The organism is Nocardioides alkalitolerans (assembly GCA_038184435.1).
In the GTDB taxonomy this organism is placed as follows: domain Bacteria; phylum Actinomycetota; class Actinomycetes; order Propionibacteriales; family Nocardioidaceae; genus Nocardioides; species Nocardioides alkalitolerans_A.
Window position 1 is genome coordinate 4,226,473 of the sequence record CP116227.1, and the last position, 14,259, is coordinate 4,240,731.

Here is a 14,259-nt window from a genome sequence, read left to right on the forward strand (position 1 = left end):
GGTCTGTAACCTTTCATCCGTTTGCGTCCTCGTCGGCCCTCGTCAGAGCAGGTAGTGCATGTCTCGCGGAATCATCCTCCGACTGCTGTTCGTGGTCGCGCTGCTCGCCGCCTGTGCGGCAGCCGCGTGGAAGATCGAGCCCCGGCTGGGCATCGACCTCGAGGGCGGCAGCCAGATCACGCTGACCGTGCTCTCCGACAAGGCGGGGGAGGACCCGACCGCCGGTGACGTCGACCAGGTGGTCGAGGTGCTCCGCCAGCGCGTCGACGGTCTCGGCGTCAGCGAGTCGACGGTCGTGCGCTCCGGCTCCAACCGCATCATCATCGAGCTGCCCGGGGTCGAGGACCCCGACGAGGCGCTCGAGGTGCTCGGCCAGACGGCGCAGCTCGAGGTGCGGCCCGTCGTGCGCGCCTTCACGCAGGCCGACACCGGCACCGTCCCCGAGTGCGCGGACGCCGCGGCGGCCGCCCGGGAGGACGGCTCCGCCGACGCCGAGGCGCAGGAGTGCGCCGTCACCGACGAGCAGGGCCAGGCCCTCGTGGTGGGTCCGGTCGCCCTCAAGGGCAACGACATCACCGGTGCCGCCGCCGAGCAGCCGCAGAACCAGGTCGACTGGGCCGTGACGGTCGACTTCTCCGGCGCCGGCTCCGACGCCTTCGGCGAGCTCAGCAAGGCCGCCGCCTGCGCCCAGAACCCCGCGAACCGCATCGCGATCCTCCTCGACGACGAGCCCATCTCCTCGCCCGAGGTCACCATCCCGTGCGGCGGCTCGATCACGGGCTCGACGCAGATCACCGGCAGCTTCAGCCAGGCCGAGGCCGACGACCTCGCCGTGCTCATCGAGGGCGGCTCGCTGCCCCTGCGCATCGCGAGCGAGGCGGACGGCGACGACATCGCGCCCGACGTGCGCACCATCGGCCCCACCCTCGGCAACTCGGCCATCAAGTCGTCCGCCGAGGCCGGCATCATCGGTGTGGCGCTGACGGGCCTCTTCGTCATCTTCGTCTACCGCCTCGTGGGCCTCATGGCGACGCTCGCGCTGGCGACCTACGCGCTGATCTCCTACGCGATGCTCGTCTTCCTCGGCGCGACCCTGACGCTGCCCGGTCTCGCCGGGTTCGTGCTCGCCATCGGACTCGCGATCGACGCCAACGTGCTCGTCTTCGAGAGAGCGAGGGAGGAGTTCGCCGCGAACCGGGCGGCCGGCCTGCGCCGGGCGCTCCAGGTGGGCTTCAACAAGGCGTTCACCGCCATCCTCGACTCCAACGTGACGACCCTGCTCGCGGCGATCCTGCTCGTGTTCCTCGCGTCCGGTCCCGTCCAGGGCTTCGGTGTCACGCTCATCATCGGCACCGTGGCGTCGATGATCTCGGCGCTCGTCATCGCCCGCATCCTGACGACCGCCGCCGTGTCGTCGCGCTGGGTGAACCGCAACCCGAAGGTCACGGGCCTCGCGTCCGTGGGCCGCGTCCGGCTCTGGCTCGAGCGGAAGAACCCGCGCCTGATCCAGCGACGCAAGGTGTTCGTGCTCGGCTCGCTCACCGCCTGCATCATCGCGATCGCGGGCATCGCGACCCAGGGCCTCAACCTCGGCCTGGAGTTCACCGGCGGTCGCAACGTCATCTACGCGACGGAGCAGAGCATCACGCCGGACCGCGCCCGCGAGGTCATCGCGGACGCCGGGTTCCCCGAGGCCGTCGTGCAGACCGCCGACGCCGGTGACATCTCCGTGCGCACCGGTCGCATCAGCGACGCCGAGGAGGGCCAGATCCGCGAGGCGCTCGACCAGGAGGTCGGTGTCTCCGAGGTCGTCTCCGACGACAGCCTCGGAGCCGCGCTCGGTGGCGAGCTCTTCCGCAACGCCATCATCGCGCTCGTCCTGGCCCTGCTCGCCCAGATGATCTACCTGGCGATCCGGTTCAAGTGGACGTTCGGTCTCGCCGCGGCCCTCGCGATGGCCAACGACGTCATCCTCGTCGTCGGCATCTTCGCGTGGCTCGGCAAGCCCATCGACGGCGTCTTCCTCGCCGCGGCCCTGACGATCATCGGTCTCTCCATCAACGACACGATCGTCGTCTTCGACCGCGTGCGCGAGAAGTGGTGGGCCACGGGCCAGGCGCGCAAGGACCGCCTGGCGGCGGCCGCGGAGGCCGACGCCAAGGCGGCCGAGGGCGGCACCGTGCTGACGAAGCAGGCCGCCGAGGTCGAGGACCCGAACTTCGTCGACGTCACCAACCGCGCCGTCATCGAGACCCTGCCGCGCACGGTCAACACGGGTATCGGCTCGATCTTCATCCTGGCCGCGCTCACCATCCTCGGTGGCGACTCGCTGCAGGACTTCGCGCTCGCGCTGCTCCTCGGCCTGCTGTTCGGCACGGCGTCCACGACGCTGCTCGCCGGCCCGCTGCTGACCTACTTCAACCAGCGCTCGCCGTTCTCGCGCGACAAGAAGGAGCGCGCCAGCCGCGACCCGAACGACTCGGGCGCCGTGGTCTGAGCGACGCGACCCCTCGCCGTACCGACGGCCCGCCCCTCGCCGGGGGCGGGCCGTCGGCGTTGGTGGGGGGTGGCACAGTGCCGCCCATGGACGTGCCGGCCGGGGGGAGCGCGGCGACGACCGCGCCCGCAGGCACCGTGGCGCGGCGGCTGCTCGCGATGGAGGCGGGCGGCTACCGCAGCATCGTGCGCTGGGTGCGGCGCCGCCCGGACATCCCGGCGGGTGCCGAGGCGGTCGGCTACAGCCAGATCAGCGGCCCCATGATGTGGCTCTTCGTCATCGGCTCGGCGGTCGAGGTGGTGGTCGTCCACGTCCTCCTCCACTGGTGGCCGTGGGTGCAGTGGCCGGTCCTGGTGCTCGGCGTCTGGGGGCTCGTCTTCATGGTCGGGCTGCTCGCCGGGGTGCGCACCCATCCGCACCTGCTGACCGAGGACACGTTGCGCGTGCGCTCCGGCCCGGTCCTCGACCTCGGGATCCCGTACGACGCGATCGCGTCCGTCTCGACCGCCGAGCGCTCGCTGGAGTCGTCGGCGCGGATCGTCGGGACGGACGCCCCGTCGGAGCCGCCGTCGGACGGCGGTCCCGGGACGTGGCTGGGCGTGGCCGTCTCGGGCGGGACGAACGTGCAGCTCCGGCTGGCCCGTGCGCTGACCGTTCCGCACCCCGGCCTGCGGGAGACCGGTGACCTCGAGGTCGTCGAGGTCGGTCTGTGGGCCGACGAGCCGCGGGTGCTGGCGCGCCTGCTGCGGGAGCGCGCGGGCCTGCGGGGCTGACGGGGCCGCCTGTGGATGCGCCGCGTCGTACCGGCGCCGCCGCGGCTAGGGTTGCCCGGGTGTCCTCCCCCTCCGCGAACACCCCCGACGAGCCTGCCGTGACGGCCTCCGCCGGGCGTCCGTCGCGGGTGCGCGAGGTGCTCGGCACGGCGGTCGCCGCGCTCGGCGGCGCCGAGCGGGCGGGGCAGCTGCAGATGGCGGACGCCGTCGCGGAGGCGCTCGCCGGCAAGGAGCACCTGCTGGTGCAGGCAGGCACCGGCACCGGCAAGTCGTTGGCCTACCTGGTGCCCTCGATGCTCCACTCCGAGCGGGTCGTGATCGCCACGGCGACGCTCGCGCTGCAGCACCAGCTGGTCGAGCGGGACCTGCCGCGGCTCGTGAAGGCGGTCAAGGGCGAGAAGGGCGTCGACACGTCCTACGCGGTGCTCAAGGGCCGGTCGAACTACGCGTGCCTCCACCGCATCCGGGAGGGCGTCCCCGACGACCAGGGCGTGCTGGTCGAGGTGCCGGAGGGCACGCTGGGCGCCGAGGTGCTGGCCCTGCGCTCGTGGGCGGAGGAGCAGGCGGAGTCGGGCGGCCCCGGCGACAAGGACCACGCGCCGCGCCACAACGACCGCACGTGGCGCCAGGTGAGCGTCAGCGCGCGGGAGTGCCTGGGCGCCACGCGCTGCGCCTACGGCGAGGAGTGCTTCGCCGAGCGCGCCAAGGCGAAGGCCGCCGACTCGCAGCTCGTCATCACCAACCACTCGCTGCTCGCGATCGACGCGATCGAGGGCATCCCGATGATCCCGGAGTACGACGCGGTCGTCGTCGACGAGGCCCACGAGCTGGTCGCGCGCGTGACGCAGGCCGCCACCGACGAGCTCAGCGCCAACGACGTCGACCGGGCCGCGCGCCGGGCCCGCCGCCACGTCGAGGAGGCGGACTCGCCCAGCAACCCCGCCGACGACCTGGCCGACGCGGCCGAGTCGTTGCGGGCGGCGATGAGCGAGACGGAGGCGGGTCGCCTCGACCGGCTTCCGGACCTCGTCGCCGAGTCGCTGGAGCTGGTCCGCGACGCGGCCCGCGAGTGCGTCTCGGCGTTCGCGCGGGGACCGAAGGACGCGCCCGGCGAGCCCGACGCCGGCAAGGCGCAGGCCAAGGCGGGGGTGCAGGAGGTCTTCGCGACCGCGGAGCGCCTGGCCGCCAACAGCGAGAACGACGTGGTGTGGCTCTCCCGGCCCTTCGGGTCGGGCCGCGACCGGATCCCCGACCGCCTCTGCGTGGCGCCCCTGCAGGTCTGGGGCCAGATGCGCGACCGGCTGCTGACGGAGTCGACGGTCGTCTTCACCTCGGCGACGCTCATGCTCGGCGGCGACTTCGACGTGGTGGCCTCGACGGTCGGCCTCAAGCCCTCCGAGCGCGCCGACCGGATCGGCGCCTCCGACGCGGCGCCGGCCGCGAAGGTGGACGGCGACGCCGCCGCGACGTCGGGGGTGCTGCCGTGGCGCGGCCTCGACGTCGGCTCGCCGTTCGACTACGGGCGGCAGGGGATCCTCTACGTCGCGCGTCACCTCCCGCCGCCCGGCCGCGACGGTCTCGGCGCGGCCCAGGTCGACGAGATCGTGCGGCTCATCGACGCCGCGGAGGGCCGCACGCTCGGCCTCTTCTCCTCGCGGCGCGCGGCGGAGGCGGCGGCCGAGGCCGTGCGGGAGCGCCTGCCCCACCTGACGACGCTCGCCCAGGGCGACGCGCAGCTCTCGGAGCTGACCCGCCAGTTCGTCGGCGACCCCCACACCAACCTGTTCGGCACGCTGGGGCTCTGGCAGGGCCTCGACGTGCCCGGCGACACCTGTCAGCTCGTCATCATCGACCGCATCCCGTTCCCGCGGCCCGACGACCCGTTGATGTCGGCCCGCCAGCGGGCCGTGGACGCGGCCGGCGGCAACGGCTTCATGCAGGTCGCGGCCACCCACGCCGCGCTCCTCCTCGCGCAGGGCGCGGGCCGGCTCATCCGCACGGTCGAGGACCGCGGGGTCGTGGCGATGCTCGACCCGCGCCTGGCGACGGCGCGCTACGGCCGCTTCCTCGAGGCCAGCCTCCCCGCCATGTGGCGCACGACGGACCCGGAGATCGTGGTCAAGGCGCTGGCCCGGCTCTCGGCCTCAGCCGAGGAGTGACCGCCCGTCCCAGGCCCACCGCCCGGTGGGGAAGGGCAGGCCGAGGAAGCGCGCGACCGTCGGCGTGACGTCGACGGTGGTGGCCACCAACGGGGAGGTCCGGCCCCGCGGCACGGCCGGGTGCCCGCCCGCGAGGAAGAAGGGGATCGGCTCCGTCGTGGGGTGCCCGTGGTTGCCGGGGATGGGGTTGGCGAGCACGTGCGGGTCGGAGAACCGCCAGCCCGCGCGGCAGTAGACGACGACGTCGCCGGCGTTCGCCCCGAGGCGGAGGCTCGGCACGCGCGCCCGGTCGTAGACCCCGAGCACCCCCGCCTGCGCCTTGGCGATCGCCACGATGCGGTCGACGCCCGCCTGCCGCTGGGAGGCCGGGCCCGTCCAGTAGACGAGGTTCGCGCCGCCGTTCTGGGCGATCGCGACCTTGCCCTTCAGCAGCGGGTCGGCCGCGAACGGCGAGCTCAACGAGACGACCTTGTGGGGCAGCGACCAGTCCATCGAGTGGTCGGCGAGCACCACGACCAGCGACCGCTCCCAGCGTCCGGTGGACTTCAGCATGTCGACGAAGCGCTTCACCTGCAGGTCGGTCGCCACCAGCGCCGTACGCCGCAGCAGCTCCAGCGACAGCCCGCCCGTCAGGTCGGTGTGGCCCACGCGGTCGACGTCGCCCAGGTTGACGAAGACGAGGTGGGGGTCGAACTCCTCGACGATCGAGAGCGCCGCGTCCATGGTGAACGGGTCGGGGGCGTGCCCGCTGACGGGCACGATCGGGCCGGGTTCCCAGCGGTACGTCGCGTTCCGCCCGAAGATGCCGTAGAGGTACTCCTTGCTCAGCACGGAGCCCGCCGTCATGCCGTGCTTGCGCGCGAGCGTCATCAGCGTGGTGGCCTTGAGGTCCGTCGGGAGCTCCAGGGTGCGCTCGGCGCCGAGCGCGCGGTCGTAGATCGAGTTGGCCGGCACGCCGTTCCGGTCGGGCCGCACGCCGGTCATCATCATCACGTGGTTGGGGATCGTCTCCATGATCGGGAGCGACCGTCCCTGCGGGAAGTGGAGCCCCCCGGCGCGCAGTGCCCGCAGGTTCGGCATCAGTCCCGAGTCGATCTCGTCGGGACGGCAGCCGTCGACGACGATCACGTAGGCCCGGTTGGCCAGCGCCGGACGGGTGCCGGCCGCTGCCCGCTCCGCGCCGAGGGCGGCCGAGAAGGTGAGCGCCGCGCCGCCGGCCCCGGCGACCTTGAGGAAGGTACGGCGCTGGGCCGCGGGCCGCAGGTGCTCCCGCTCGGGGTCACCGTCGAGGAACGGCGACGGGGACGCGGGGTCCCGGTGCGCGCAGTCGGTCATGTCAGCGTCCTCCCACGGGCCCGGCGGCCCGGCTGATGGTGTTGGTGCCGGCGAGCGTCTGGAACGAGGCGGCGTGGGTGCTGCCGGCACCGCGCTGGTCGCGCGGGCCGGTGACGTACCAGTCCATCTGCACCCGCGCGCTCGTCACGTCGAGCACCGAGTAGCCGTGCGAGTCGAAGTCGAGGTAGCGGACGTGCCGGTTGGCCAGCCGGATCGCCGACTCGACGGCGACGCTCCCGGTGCGCGGCGGCACGCCGAGGATGTCCTTGAGGTTGTTGGACGTGACCGAGCTGGCCACGAGCTCGACGCCGGCCGAGCGGCTGAGCGGGTAGGTCGCGACGTCGTACGGCAGGTCGGCGGCCCACCCGGAGTGGATGTCGCCGGTGACGAACACCGTGTCGCGGATGCCCCGGTCGCGGATGTGGGCGAAGAGCTCGCGTCGGTCGTCGGTGTAGCCGTCCCACTGGTCGACGTTGTAGGGCGAGCCGTCGCGCGGCAGCAGGTGCGTCACGTCGTTGACGGGGTCGAGGAGCTCGGTCGGCAGCTGCGCGAAGGTGACGGGGGCGATCATCACCGGGTTGCCGACGAGCTTCCACTGCACCTGGGTCGTGGCGACCGCGTTCTTCAGCCAGTCGAGCTGGGCGCGGCCGGTGATGGTGCGGGCGGGGTCGCTGACGCGGGCGTCGACGGCGGGGTAGGCGACCTGCTCGTCGCGGTAGGTGCGCAGGTCGAGCATGGAGAGCTCGGCGAGGCGGCCGAACCGGAGGCTGCGGAACAGCCGCGTCCCGTCGCCGAGCGCGGCGGTGCCGTTCATCCGCACCGGCATCCACTCGTCGTAGGCCCGGTGGGCCCGCGCGCGCCGCGTCGCCCAGTCGCCCTCGGTCGGCTGGTGGTTCTCGGCGCCGTCGCGCCAGGCGTCGTTGGTCGTCTCGTGGTCGTCCCACGTGACGATGAATGGGTACTTCGAGTGCAGCCACTGCAGGTCGGGGTCCTGCTTGTACTGCGCGTGGCGCTGCCGGTAGTCGGCCAGCGAGACCATCTCCCGGGCCGGCACGTGGCGGCGCACGTCGACGTTGTCCCGGCCGAGCCCGTACTCGCCCGGCCCGTACTCGTAGAGGTAGTCCCCGAGGTGGAGGATCGCGTCCAGGTCGTCGCGCTGGGCGAGGTGCCGGTAGGCGTGGAAGTAGCCCGCCTGCAGGTTGGCGCACGAGACCACGCCGAGACGGAGGCGCTCGGGCACGGCGGTCGTCGCCGGTGCGGTGCGCGTGCGGCCCACCGGGCTGGCGACGCCGCCGTAGAGGAAGCGGTAGACGTACCGCGTCCCCGGCCGCAGCCCGGTCGCGTCGACCTTCACGGTGTGGTCCGCGGCCGCCCCGGTGCGGTAGGTGCCACGCGCCGCCAGGTGGAGGAAGCGTGTGTCGGTCGCGACCTGCCACTCGACGGTGACGTTGGCGCCCCGTCCGGAACCGGGGGTCGCGTCCCGCTGGGGCGTCACCCGCGTCCACAGCACGACGCGGTCGGGGAGGGGGTCGCCGGAGGCGACGCCGTGCTGGAAGTACGGCGAGCCGGCGGCCTCGGCGGGGGGCGCGCCCCACGGGTCCGCCAGCACGGCGGCGCCGGCCACGGCGGAACCGACCACGGCGGAACCGGCGAGCACGGTACGGCGGTGGACCGGCAGCGTCGGTGCCGGCGCGTCGGGCGATGAGTCCTGGGTCACACCTCGGTAACGAGGTCCGGTCCCGCGGGTTCCGCGCGCAGCGGTGTGAGCACGGTCCGGACGGCGAACCGTCGCCCTCCGTTCACGCGGCTACTGCGCGAGGACCGGCGCCGACCGCATCCCCGGGCCCGTCCCGCGGGCGTTCACCGCGTGGACGTGCACGACCCAGCGGCCGCCGGGCAGCGGCAGGTCGACCGATCGCGCGGACGGGGCCAGGACCCGGGAGACCTTCGTGGCGGGGCTCCCGCTCGCGGGACGCGCCACCACGTAGTAGCCGGTGATCGGGGTCCCGTTCGCGTGGGCGGCACCCCACCGCACGTACGCCGTCGTCGGAGGCCCCACCGGCCCGGGCCGCACGCTGAGCCCGGTGGGCGCCGACGGGACCGTCGCCCGTGGCACGCGCACGGTCAGGGACGCCGAGGCGCCGTGGCCGACGGCCGACGTGGGACGCACCTCGACGGTGAGCGAGCTCCCGGACCGCAGCCCGGCGAGCGTGATCCGGCGCTGGCCGGCCGGGACCCACTGCGAGCGACCGCTCGCGGTCACGACGTAGCCCGTGACGTCGGCGGCGCCCACCGTCGGGAGGGCCCACGCGAGGCTCACGGACGTGGGACGCGCGTCGGTCGCGCCGAGCCGGGTCACCGCCCCGGGCGGCGTGCGCCCCGTCGCGCTCGACCAGGGACCGCGCTCCCCGCCGGCGACGCTGCGCACCTCGACCCGGTACGTCGCGGCCGTCCGCAGACCGCCCAGCTGGTGGCGGCCGCCGCGGACCGACGCCTCGCTCGTCGCCGAGCTCGCGCCGACCCGGACGGTCTCCGGGCCGCGGACCAGGTGGTCGCCGTCCCAGAGCCGCACCTCGTAGGCGGTCGGCTCACGGAACCCAACCTGGTCCGCGTCGTGTCCCTCGCCCTGCTCCTGGGCGGCCCAGCGGACCTGCAGCACCCCGGGGGCAGGCGGAGCCATCCGCACGTGGGTGACGCCCGGCGGCGCGGCGGTCGCGCAGGAGGTCGTGACACGGGCGGACCAGGCGCCGAGGCTCCCGTAGTCGGACCATGTCGGGCTCCCGTCCGCCGCGGTCCCCGTCGTGACGGCGACGCCGTCGATCTCGACGGCCCACCGACCGGCGGGCACGAGGCCGCTGACGAGGTGGGCGTCGAGACCGACGACGGCACCGTCGCCGTGCGTGCCCGAGCCCGCCACCTCCTGGACCCCGCCGTCGGGACGCAGGAGACGCAGGCCGACATCGAGGTTGCCGCCCGGGGGCGGATCCACCTGCGCCTCGATCGTGCCGGTGCAGGTGGTGTCGACGAGCAGGACATCCCGGTCCGCCCTGGTGCCGATCACGCCCTTGGTGACCGCCCCGGGGGCGACCACGGTGCCGGACGCGGGGGTGTCGCCGTGGTCGTCGGGTCGCCGCGGCGCACCGTTGGCGGCGATGACGGCGACGTCGTCGTCACGCCGGACTGCCCCGGGGTAGTCCCCGTTGCTCCACTGGACGAGCGACCGCCCCTCGCTGCGGCCCATGATGGGCGCCCAGTAGCCGTGCCCCGGGTGGTACTCGAACTCCTCGTCACCGTCGTGCCCCAGCCCGAGCGTGTGTCCCAGCTCGTGCGAGGCCGCGGCCGCCAGCGTGTCGGCGAGCGCCGGCAGCCGGCCGGGCTCGGCGCGCGCCGCCTCGAGATCGGTCGGATCGACGAAGACCCACGTGGGGGACTGGTCGGCCGAGCCGACCCGGTCGAAGGCATCGGTGAAGGCGATGCCCCCGCAGGGCTCGTCGCACAGGTGGTCGGCGGCGGACGTGCTGGTCGTCAGCAGCACCCGCATGCCGTAGACGCCGTCGGACGCCGTCGAGCGCTCGAGGGCGGCTGCGCCGGGGTCGACCGTGGTGACGTCGACCGCGAAGGGGGCCAGGTCGTCCGCGACGCGCTGCCAGACGAGCTGCACCAGGTCGAGCGACGCCTCGTCCCATCCTGCCGTGGGACGGAGGCCGGGATAGGTGGCGGACGGGAGGCCGTGGGCCGTGTTCCACGCCGTGTCGCGGACGTCGTGGCCGTCGACGTCGAGCAAGACCGTGCGTCGCGCGCCCGGGAGCGACGAGAGGGCGAGCGCGTCGGGCGCCGTGGTGGCCGCCTGCTCCGCCGCTGCGCCCGTGGAGGGGCCGTCCACCGCCCCGTCCACCGCCCCGGCTACCGGGGGCAGAGCGCAGCCGGCAACCACGAGGGCCGCGACGACGAGGAGGCGGAAGGGCGACATGACCCCATCCAACCCCGCCGGGGCGTCCGGCGGGGGACGGGTCGATCGATCGGTGGATGACGGGGCCGCGCCGTACGGGTGTGGACGGCGAGCGGGCCGCACGGGTCAGAAGAACGAGAGCACGTAGGCGCCGAGGAGCGCGACGATGACGACGAGGGCCACGACGCGTGCCCAGGTCGGGACGCTGCTGACGAAGTGGTCCGGCGCGCGGTCGTCCCGGGCGCTCGTGCCGCGCAGCTCGGGTGGGTCGTCGAGGTCACCCGCGTAGGGCTCCGGCGCCTGCCACCCGCCGCCGTTGGACGGGTGCTGGCGCCGCGCCTCGAGCTCGGCCGAGCACTGGTCCATCCAGGCGTCGACGACGCCCGCGTCGTACACCTGGGCGTCGTGGACCGGTGGGAACGGACGGGGATCGAAGGGGCCGGGGTGCAGGCCCGTGCGCCGGCCCCGGCGCATCTCCTCGACCAGCGCGGCGACGTGGGCGTCCACGTCACGGATCCGGTAGCCGTCGGCAGCCTCCAGCACCGGGAAGCGCGGGTTGTCGCTCGGCATTGCGGTCTCCTCGGGGACGGCCTCGGCGTGATCCTACGGCCGTCCCCGGGCCCGGATCGACCGGGCCCGGAGCGAGGAGGATCAGAGGCGGCGGAGGACCGCGGTGACCTTGCCGAGGATGGTGGCGTGGGTGCCGTCGATGGGGTCGTACGCCTCGTTGTGGGGGAGGAGCCAGACCTGGCCGTTGCGACGCTGGAAGGTCTTCACCGTCGCCTCCCCGTCGATCATCGCGGCGACGATCTCGCCGTTCTCGGCCGTCGGCTGCTGGCGGACCACCACGTAGTCGCCGTCGCAGATCGCCGCGTCGATCATCGAGTCGCCGGAGACCTCCAGCATGTAGAGGGTGCCGTCCCCGACGAGCTGCTGCGGCAGGGGGAAGACCTCCTCGACCCGCTGCTCCGCGAGGATCGGGCCACCGGCCGCGATGCGTCCGACCACCGGCACGTACGTCGCGGCGGGGCGCTCCTCGCCGATGTCGGTCTCGTCGACGACCGACTCGTCCGCGCTCGAGAGCGCGGCGCGCTCGACGTCGACACCGTGCCCGACGACCTGGATCGCCCGGGGACGGTTGGGGTCGCGGCGGAGGTAGCCCTTCTCCTCGAGCGCCTTGAGCTGGTGGGCGACGGAGGAGGAGCTGGTGAGGCCGACCTGCTCGCCGATCTCCCGCATGCTCGGCGGGTAGCCCCGCTCGTCGAGCGCGGTCGTGATGACCGCGAGCACCCGCGCCTGGCGCGGCGTCAGGCGTGCCTGCCCGGCTCCCGGCTGCGGCACCCCCGACACGTCCGTCACCCCTGCGTCGTCGCCCGGGTCCTTGGTCGCCGCCATGTCCGTCCTTCTTTCCGCGCCCTCGACGCTTCTCCGCTCGGTCGACTGCTCGGTGCCCCCACCGCTGCTGCAGGCGGGGCACCGTCGTGGACCGCACGCTAGTCGTCGGACCCGTGAGGATTCAAACATCTGTTCGACCGGCGTGTCTCGTGTCGGGTGCGGTGTGGACCCAGCCTGATCTCGAAGAAATGTTCGAGCGGAGCCTTGATCTGATCGAACACCTGCTCTAGTGTCGCTCAGGTGTTCGATCGAACGTGTGATCGACGGGGTGGCCGGCGGCAGCGCCGACCAGAACTGTCGGTGGCCGTCGGTAGACATCGCTCGTCACGACCCGACACTTCCCCAGGAGGTCACCATGAGCTCGACCGCATTCGCCCCGCAGCTGCCCGCAGCCCGCGCTCCTCACGCCCCCCGCCCCGTGCGGGCGGCCGGTGCGGCGCGCCCCCGGCAGGGTTCACTGCGTCTCACGCGCCGCGGTCGCCTCGTCGTCCTGGTGCTCGGTCTGATCGCGATGCTCGCGCTCGGGGTCGTGCTCGGCTCCGTGTCCGCCGCCAGTGACGGCTCCACGGCCGGTCGGACGGAGACCATCCGCGTGCAGTCCGGCGACACGCTGTGGGACATCGCCGCGGCCCGTGCCGGCTCCGGCGAGTCCGTGCAGGACGTCATCGACGAGATCCGCTCGATCAACCACCTGAGCTCCGGTGCGCTCATGGCCGGCGACCAGCTCGAGGTGCCCGCGGCCGGCTGAGGCCCATCGCGTCGCGGCCGGTCCGCGACGCCCGCGATCCCGGCAGGTCGACTCGACCCCGACCTGCCGGACCAGGGGAAGAGAGCGAGGGGGCGAGCCCGCGACGGCGGGCTCGCCCCCTCGTGCCGTCTTCGCGTGCCTCTGCGCCCGGGCGTCCCGCGGTCCGCTCAGCGGGCGGCGCGCTTGCCCCCGGTGGGGCGGGGCGGCTGGTCGTCGGACGGTCCGGCCGACCCGCTGAGGATGCGCAGGGCGCTCCCGCCGAGCAGGAGCCCGATGAAGAGGCAGGCGATGGCGCCGAGGCAGGCCAGGGCGAGCAGGAGCCAGGCGATGCCGCTGCCGTCGTCGCGCGCCGCGCGTCCGAGGTCGATCGCCATCCACACGAGGTAGCCCCATGCGACGACCGTCAGCGTGATGCCGAGGGCGTGGAGGGCCAGGGAACGCCCGGAGCCGCGGGCGCGGGTCGGCTCGTTCGAACGGTCTCCTGCGCGCTTCCCCCCGGCCACCGCCCCATCATGACCGATGGGCGCGCGACACGCCGTCGAGGCGCTCTGACCTGCAGGTTCCCGACGTTCGTGGCGGCACCTCCGGAAGCACTTGCACCGCTTGGGGGTGACGCGTACGGTTACCCCCACATCTAGTACTTACACGGATGTAGTTATCCACATCTAGTTCACAGATGGGTTCTCGAAACCCACAGGAACAGCCGAGTTCGTCCACAGGTGGGGCCGTTTCATCCACATCTGTGTCCACACCCCGGGTCCGAGGAGGAGTCGCGTCGTGCACTGCCCGTTCTGCCGCAACAGCGACACCAAGGTCCTCGACTCGCGGGTCGCGGAGGACGGTGCGTCGATCCGTCGGCGCCGTTCGTGCCTCGCGTGCGAGCAGCGGTTCACGACGGTCGAGCTCATGCAGCTCTCGGTGATCAAGCGGTCGGGTGCGAGCGAGCCGTTCAACCGTGCGAAGGCGATCGCCGGCGTGCGCAAGGCGTGCAAGGGCCGCCCGGTGAGCGACGACGACCTCGCCTGCCTGGGCCAGGCCGTCGAGGACACGCTGCGTGCCTCCGGCTCGGCCGAGATCAAGGCGCACGACGTCGGCCTCGCGATCCTCGGCCCGCTGCGGCAGCTCGACGAGGTGGCCTACCTACGGTTCGCGAGCGTCTACCGCTCCTTCGAGTCCGCCGCCGACTTCGAGGCGGAGATCGGCCTGCTGCGGCTCGACCGGGCCGAGGCGGCGGCCGCCGCCGGGGAGTCCGGAGACGGCCCCGGTCGGGACCCCAGAACTGTCAGTGCCGTCGGCGACGCTGCTCAGCGTCCGGCGCCCGCCACGAGCGGCTGACCCCCAGCTGCCCGGCACGTCGTGGGGAAGCGGCGTGCCGGGCACACCATTCGTTCGTCGGCCTCGGC

Annotated in this window: 11 protein-coding genes; 5 read left to right on the forward strand and 6 right to left on the reverse strand. The window is 73.6% G+C overall.

Translation table 11 applies throughout. The features are described 5' to 3' along the window. Nucleotides 1-58: 58 nt before the first annotated feature. The 3 genes from secD to PIR53_20195 all read left to right on the forward strand — a co-directional run bounded on the left by secD (nt 59) and on the right by PIR53_20195 (nt 5,429). The gene (secD, locus tag PIR53_20185) at nt 59-2,497 is read left to right on the forward strand and encodes a protein translocase subunit SecD (protein ID WZH52318.1); all 2,439 of its coding nucleotides are present in this window, start codon (nt 59-61) and stop codon (nt 2,495-2,497) included. 86 nt (nt 2,498-2,583) lie between these two features. Beyond that, entirely contained in the window at nt 2,584-3,270 is a 687-nt protein-coding gene (locus PIR53_20190) for a hypothetical protein (protein ID WZH52319.1), read from the forward strand. A 194-nt stretch (nt 3,271-3,464) separates the two neighbouring features. Further along, nucleotides 3,465-5,429, forward strand: coding sequence for an ATP-dependent DNA helicase (locus PIR53_20195; protein ID WZH54484.1), 1,965 nt, complete (start codon nt 3,465-3,467; stop codon nt 5,427-5,429). Here PIR53_20195 and PIR53_20200 read toward each other — a convergent pair. The 5 genes from PIR53_20200 to lexA form a co-directional block, all read right to left on the reverse strand. Next, nucleotides 5,415-6,764, reverse strand: a complete 1,350-nt coding sequence (locus PIR53_20200; protein WZH52320.1) for an alkaline phosphatase family protein — start codon at nt 6,762-6,764, stop codon at nt 5,415-5,417. The two genes, PIR53_20195 and PIR53_20200, sit on opposite strands and share 15 nt — an antisense overlap. Before the next feature lies 1 nt (nt 6,765). Next, nucleotides 6,766-8,481: an alkaline phosphatase D family protein gene (locus tag PIR53_20205; protein WZH52321.1), complete on the reverse strand. Its 1,716-nt coding sequence runs from the start codon at nt 8,479-8,481 to the stop codon at nt 6,766-6,768. 90 nt (nt 8,482-8,571) lie between these two features. Continuing rightward, nucleotides 8,572-10,734 (reverse strand): hypothetical protein, encoded by a 2,163-nt coding sequence (locus PIR53_20210; protein WZH52322.1) that lies wholly within the window; start codon nt 10,732-10,734, stop codon nt 8,572-8,574. A 105-nt stretch (nt 10,735-10,839) separates the two neighbouring features. After that, nucleotides 10,840-11,283 (reverse strand): hypothetical protein, encoded by a 444-nt coding sequence (locus tag PIR53_20215; protein ID WZH52323.1) that lies wholly within the window; start codon nt 11,281-11,283, stop codon nt 10,840-10,842. Nucleotides 11,284-11,364: 81 nt separating this feature from the next. Further along, nucleotides 11,365-12,108: a transcriptional repressor LexA gene (gene lexA / locus PIR53_20220; GenBank protein ID WZH52324.1), complete on the reverse strand. Its 744-nt coding sequence runs from the start codon at nt 12,106-12,108 to the stop codon at nt 11,365-11,367. A 355-nt stretch (nt 12,109-12,463) separates the two neighbouring features. On the opposite strand from lexA, the gene PIR53_20225 reads away from it, so the two are divergent. Next, on the forward strand, nt 12,464-12,856 hold the full coding sequence (locus PIR53_20225; protein ID WZH52325.1) for a LysM peptidoglycan-binding domain-containing protein: 393 nt from the start codon (nt 12,464-12,466) through the stop codon (nt 12,854-12,856). A gap of 167 nt (nt 12,857-13,023) precedes the next feature. Here the strand turns inward: PIR53_20225 and PIR53_20230 are convergent, their stop codons facing one another. Further along, nucleotides 13,024-13,359 (reverse strand): hypothetical protein, encoded by a 336-nt coding sequence (locus tag PIR53_20230; protein WZH52326.1) that lies wholly within the window; start codon nt 13,357-13,359, stop codon nt 13,024-13,026. A 274-nt stretch (nt 13,360-13,633) separates the two neighbouring features. Here PIR53_20230 and nrdR point away from each other — a divergent pair, with 274 nt between their 5' ends. Beyond that, nucleotides 13,634-14,191, forward strand: coding sequence for a transcriptional regulator NrdR (gene nrdR / locus PIR53_20235; GenBank protein WZH52327.1), 558 nt, complete (start codon nt 13,634-13,636; stop codon nt 14,189-14,191). The last annotated feature ends 68 nt before the right edge of the window (nt 14,192-14,259 follow it).

Excerpts from the sequence above, each read along its gene's own strand:
- secD (WZH52318.1), top strand. The coding sequence starts at position 59 with ATGTCTCGCGGAATCATCCTCCGACTGCTGTTCGTGGTCGCGCTGCTC.
- PIR53_20190 (WZH52319.1), top strand. The coding sequence starts at position 2,584 with ATGGACGTGCCGGCCGGGGGGAGCGCGGCGACGACCGCGCCCGCAGGC.
- PIR53_20195 (WZH54484.1), top strand. The coding sequence starts at position 3,465 with ATGGCGGACGCCGTCGCGGAGGCGCTCGCCGGCAAGGAGCACCTGCTG.
- PIR53_20200 (WZH52320.1), bottom strand. The coding sequence starts at position 6,764 with ATGACCGACTGCGCGCACCGGGACCCCGCGTCCCCGTCGCCGTTCCTC.
- PIR53_20210 (WZH52322.1), bottom strand. The coding sequence starts at position 10,734 with ATGTCGCCCTTCCGCCTCCTCGTCGTCGCGGCCCTCGTGGTTGCCGGC.
- PIR53_20215 (WZH52323.1), bottom strand. The coding sequence starts at position 11,283 with ATGCCGAGCGACAACCCGCGCTTCCCGGTGCTGGAGGCTGCCGACGGC.
- lexA (WZH52324.1), bottom strand. The coding sequence starts at position 12,108 with ATGGCGGCGACCAAGGACCCGGGCGACGACGCAGGGGTGACGGACGTG.
- PIR53_20225 (WZH52325.1), top strand. The coding sequence starts at position 12,464 with ATGAGCTCGACCGCATTCGCCCCGCAGCTGCCCGCAGCCCGCGCTCCT.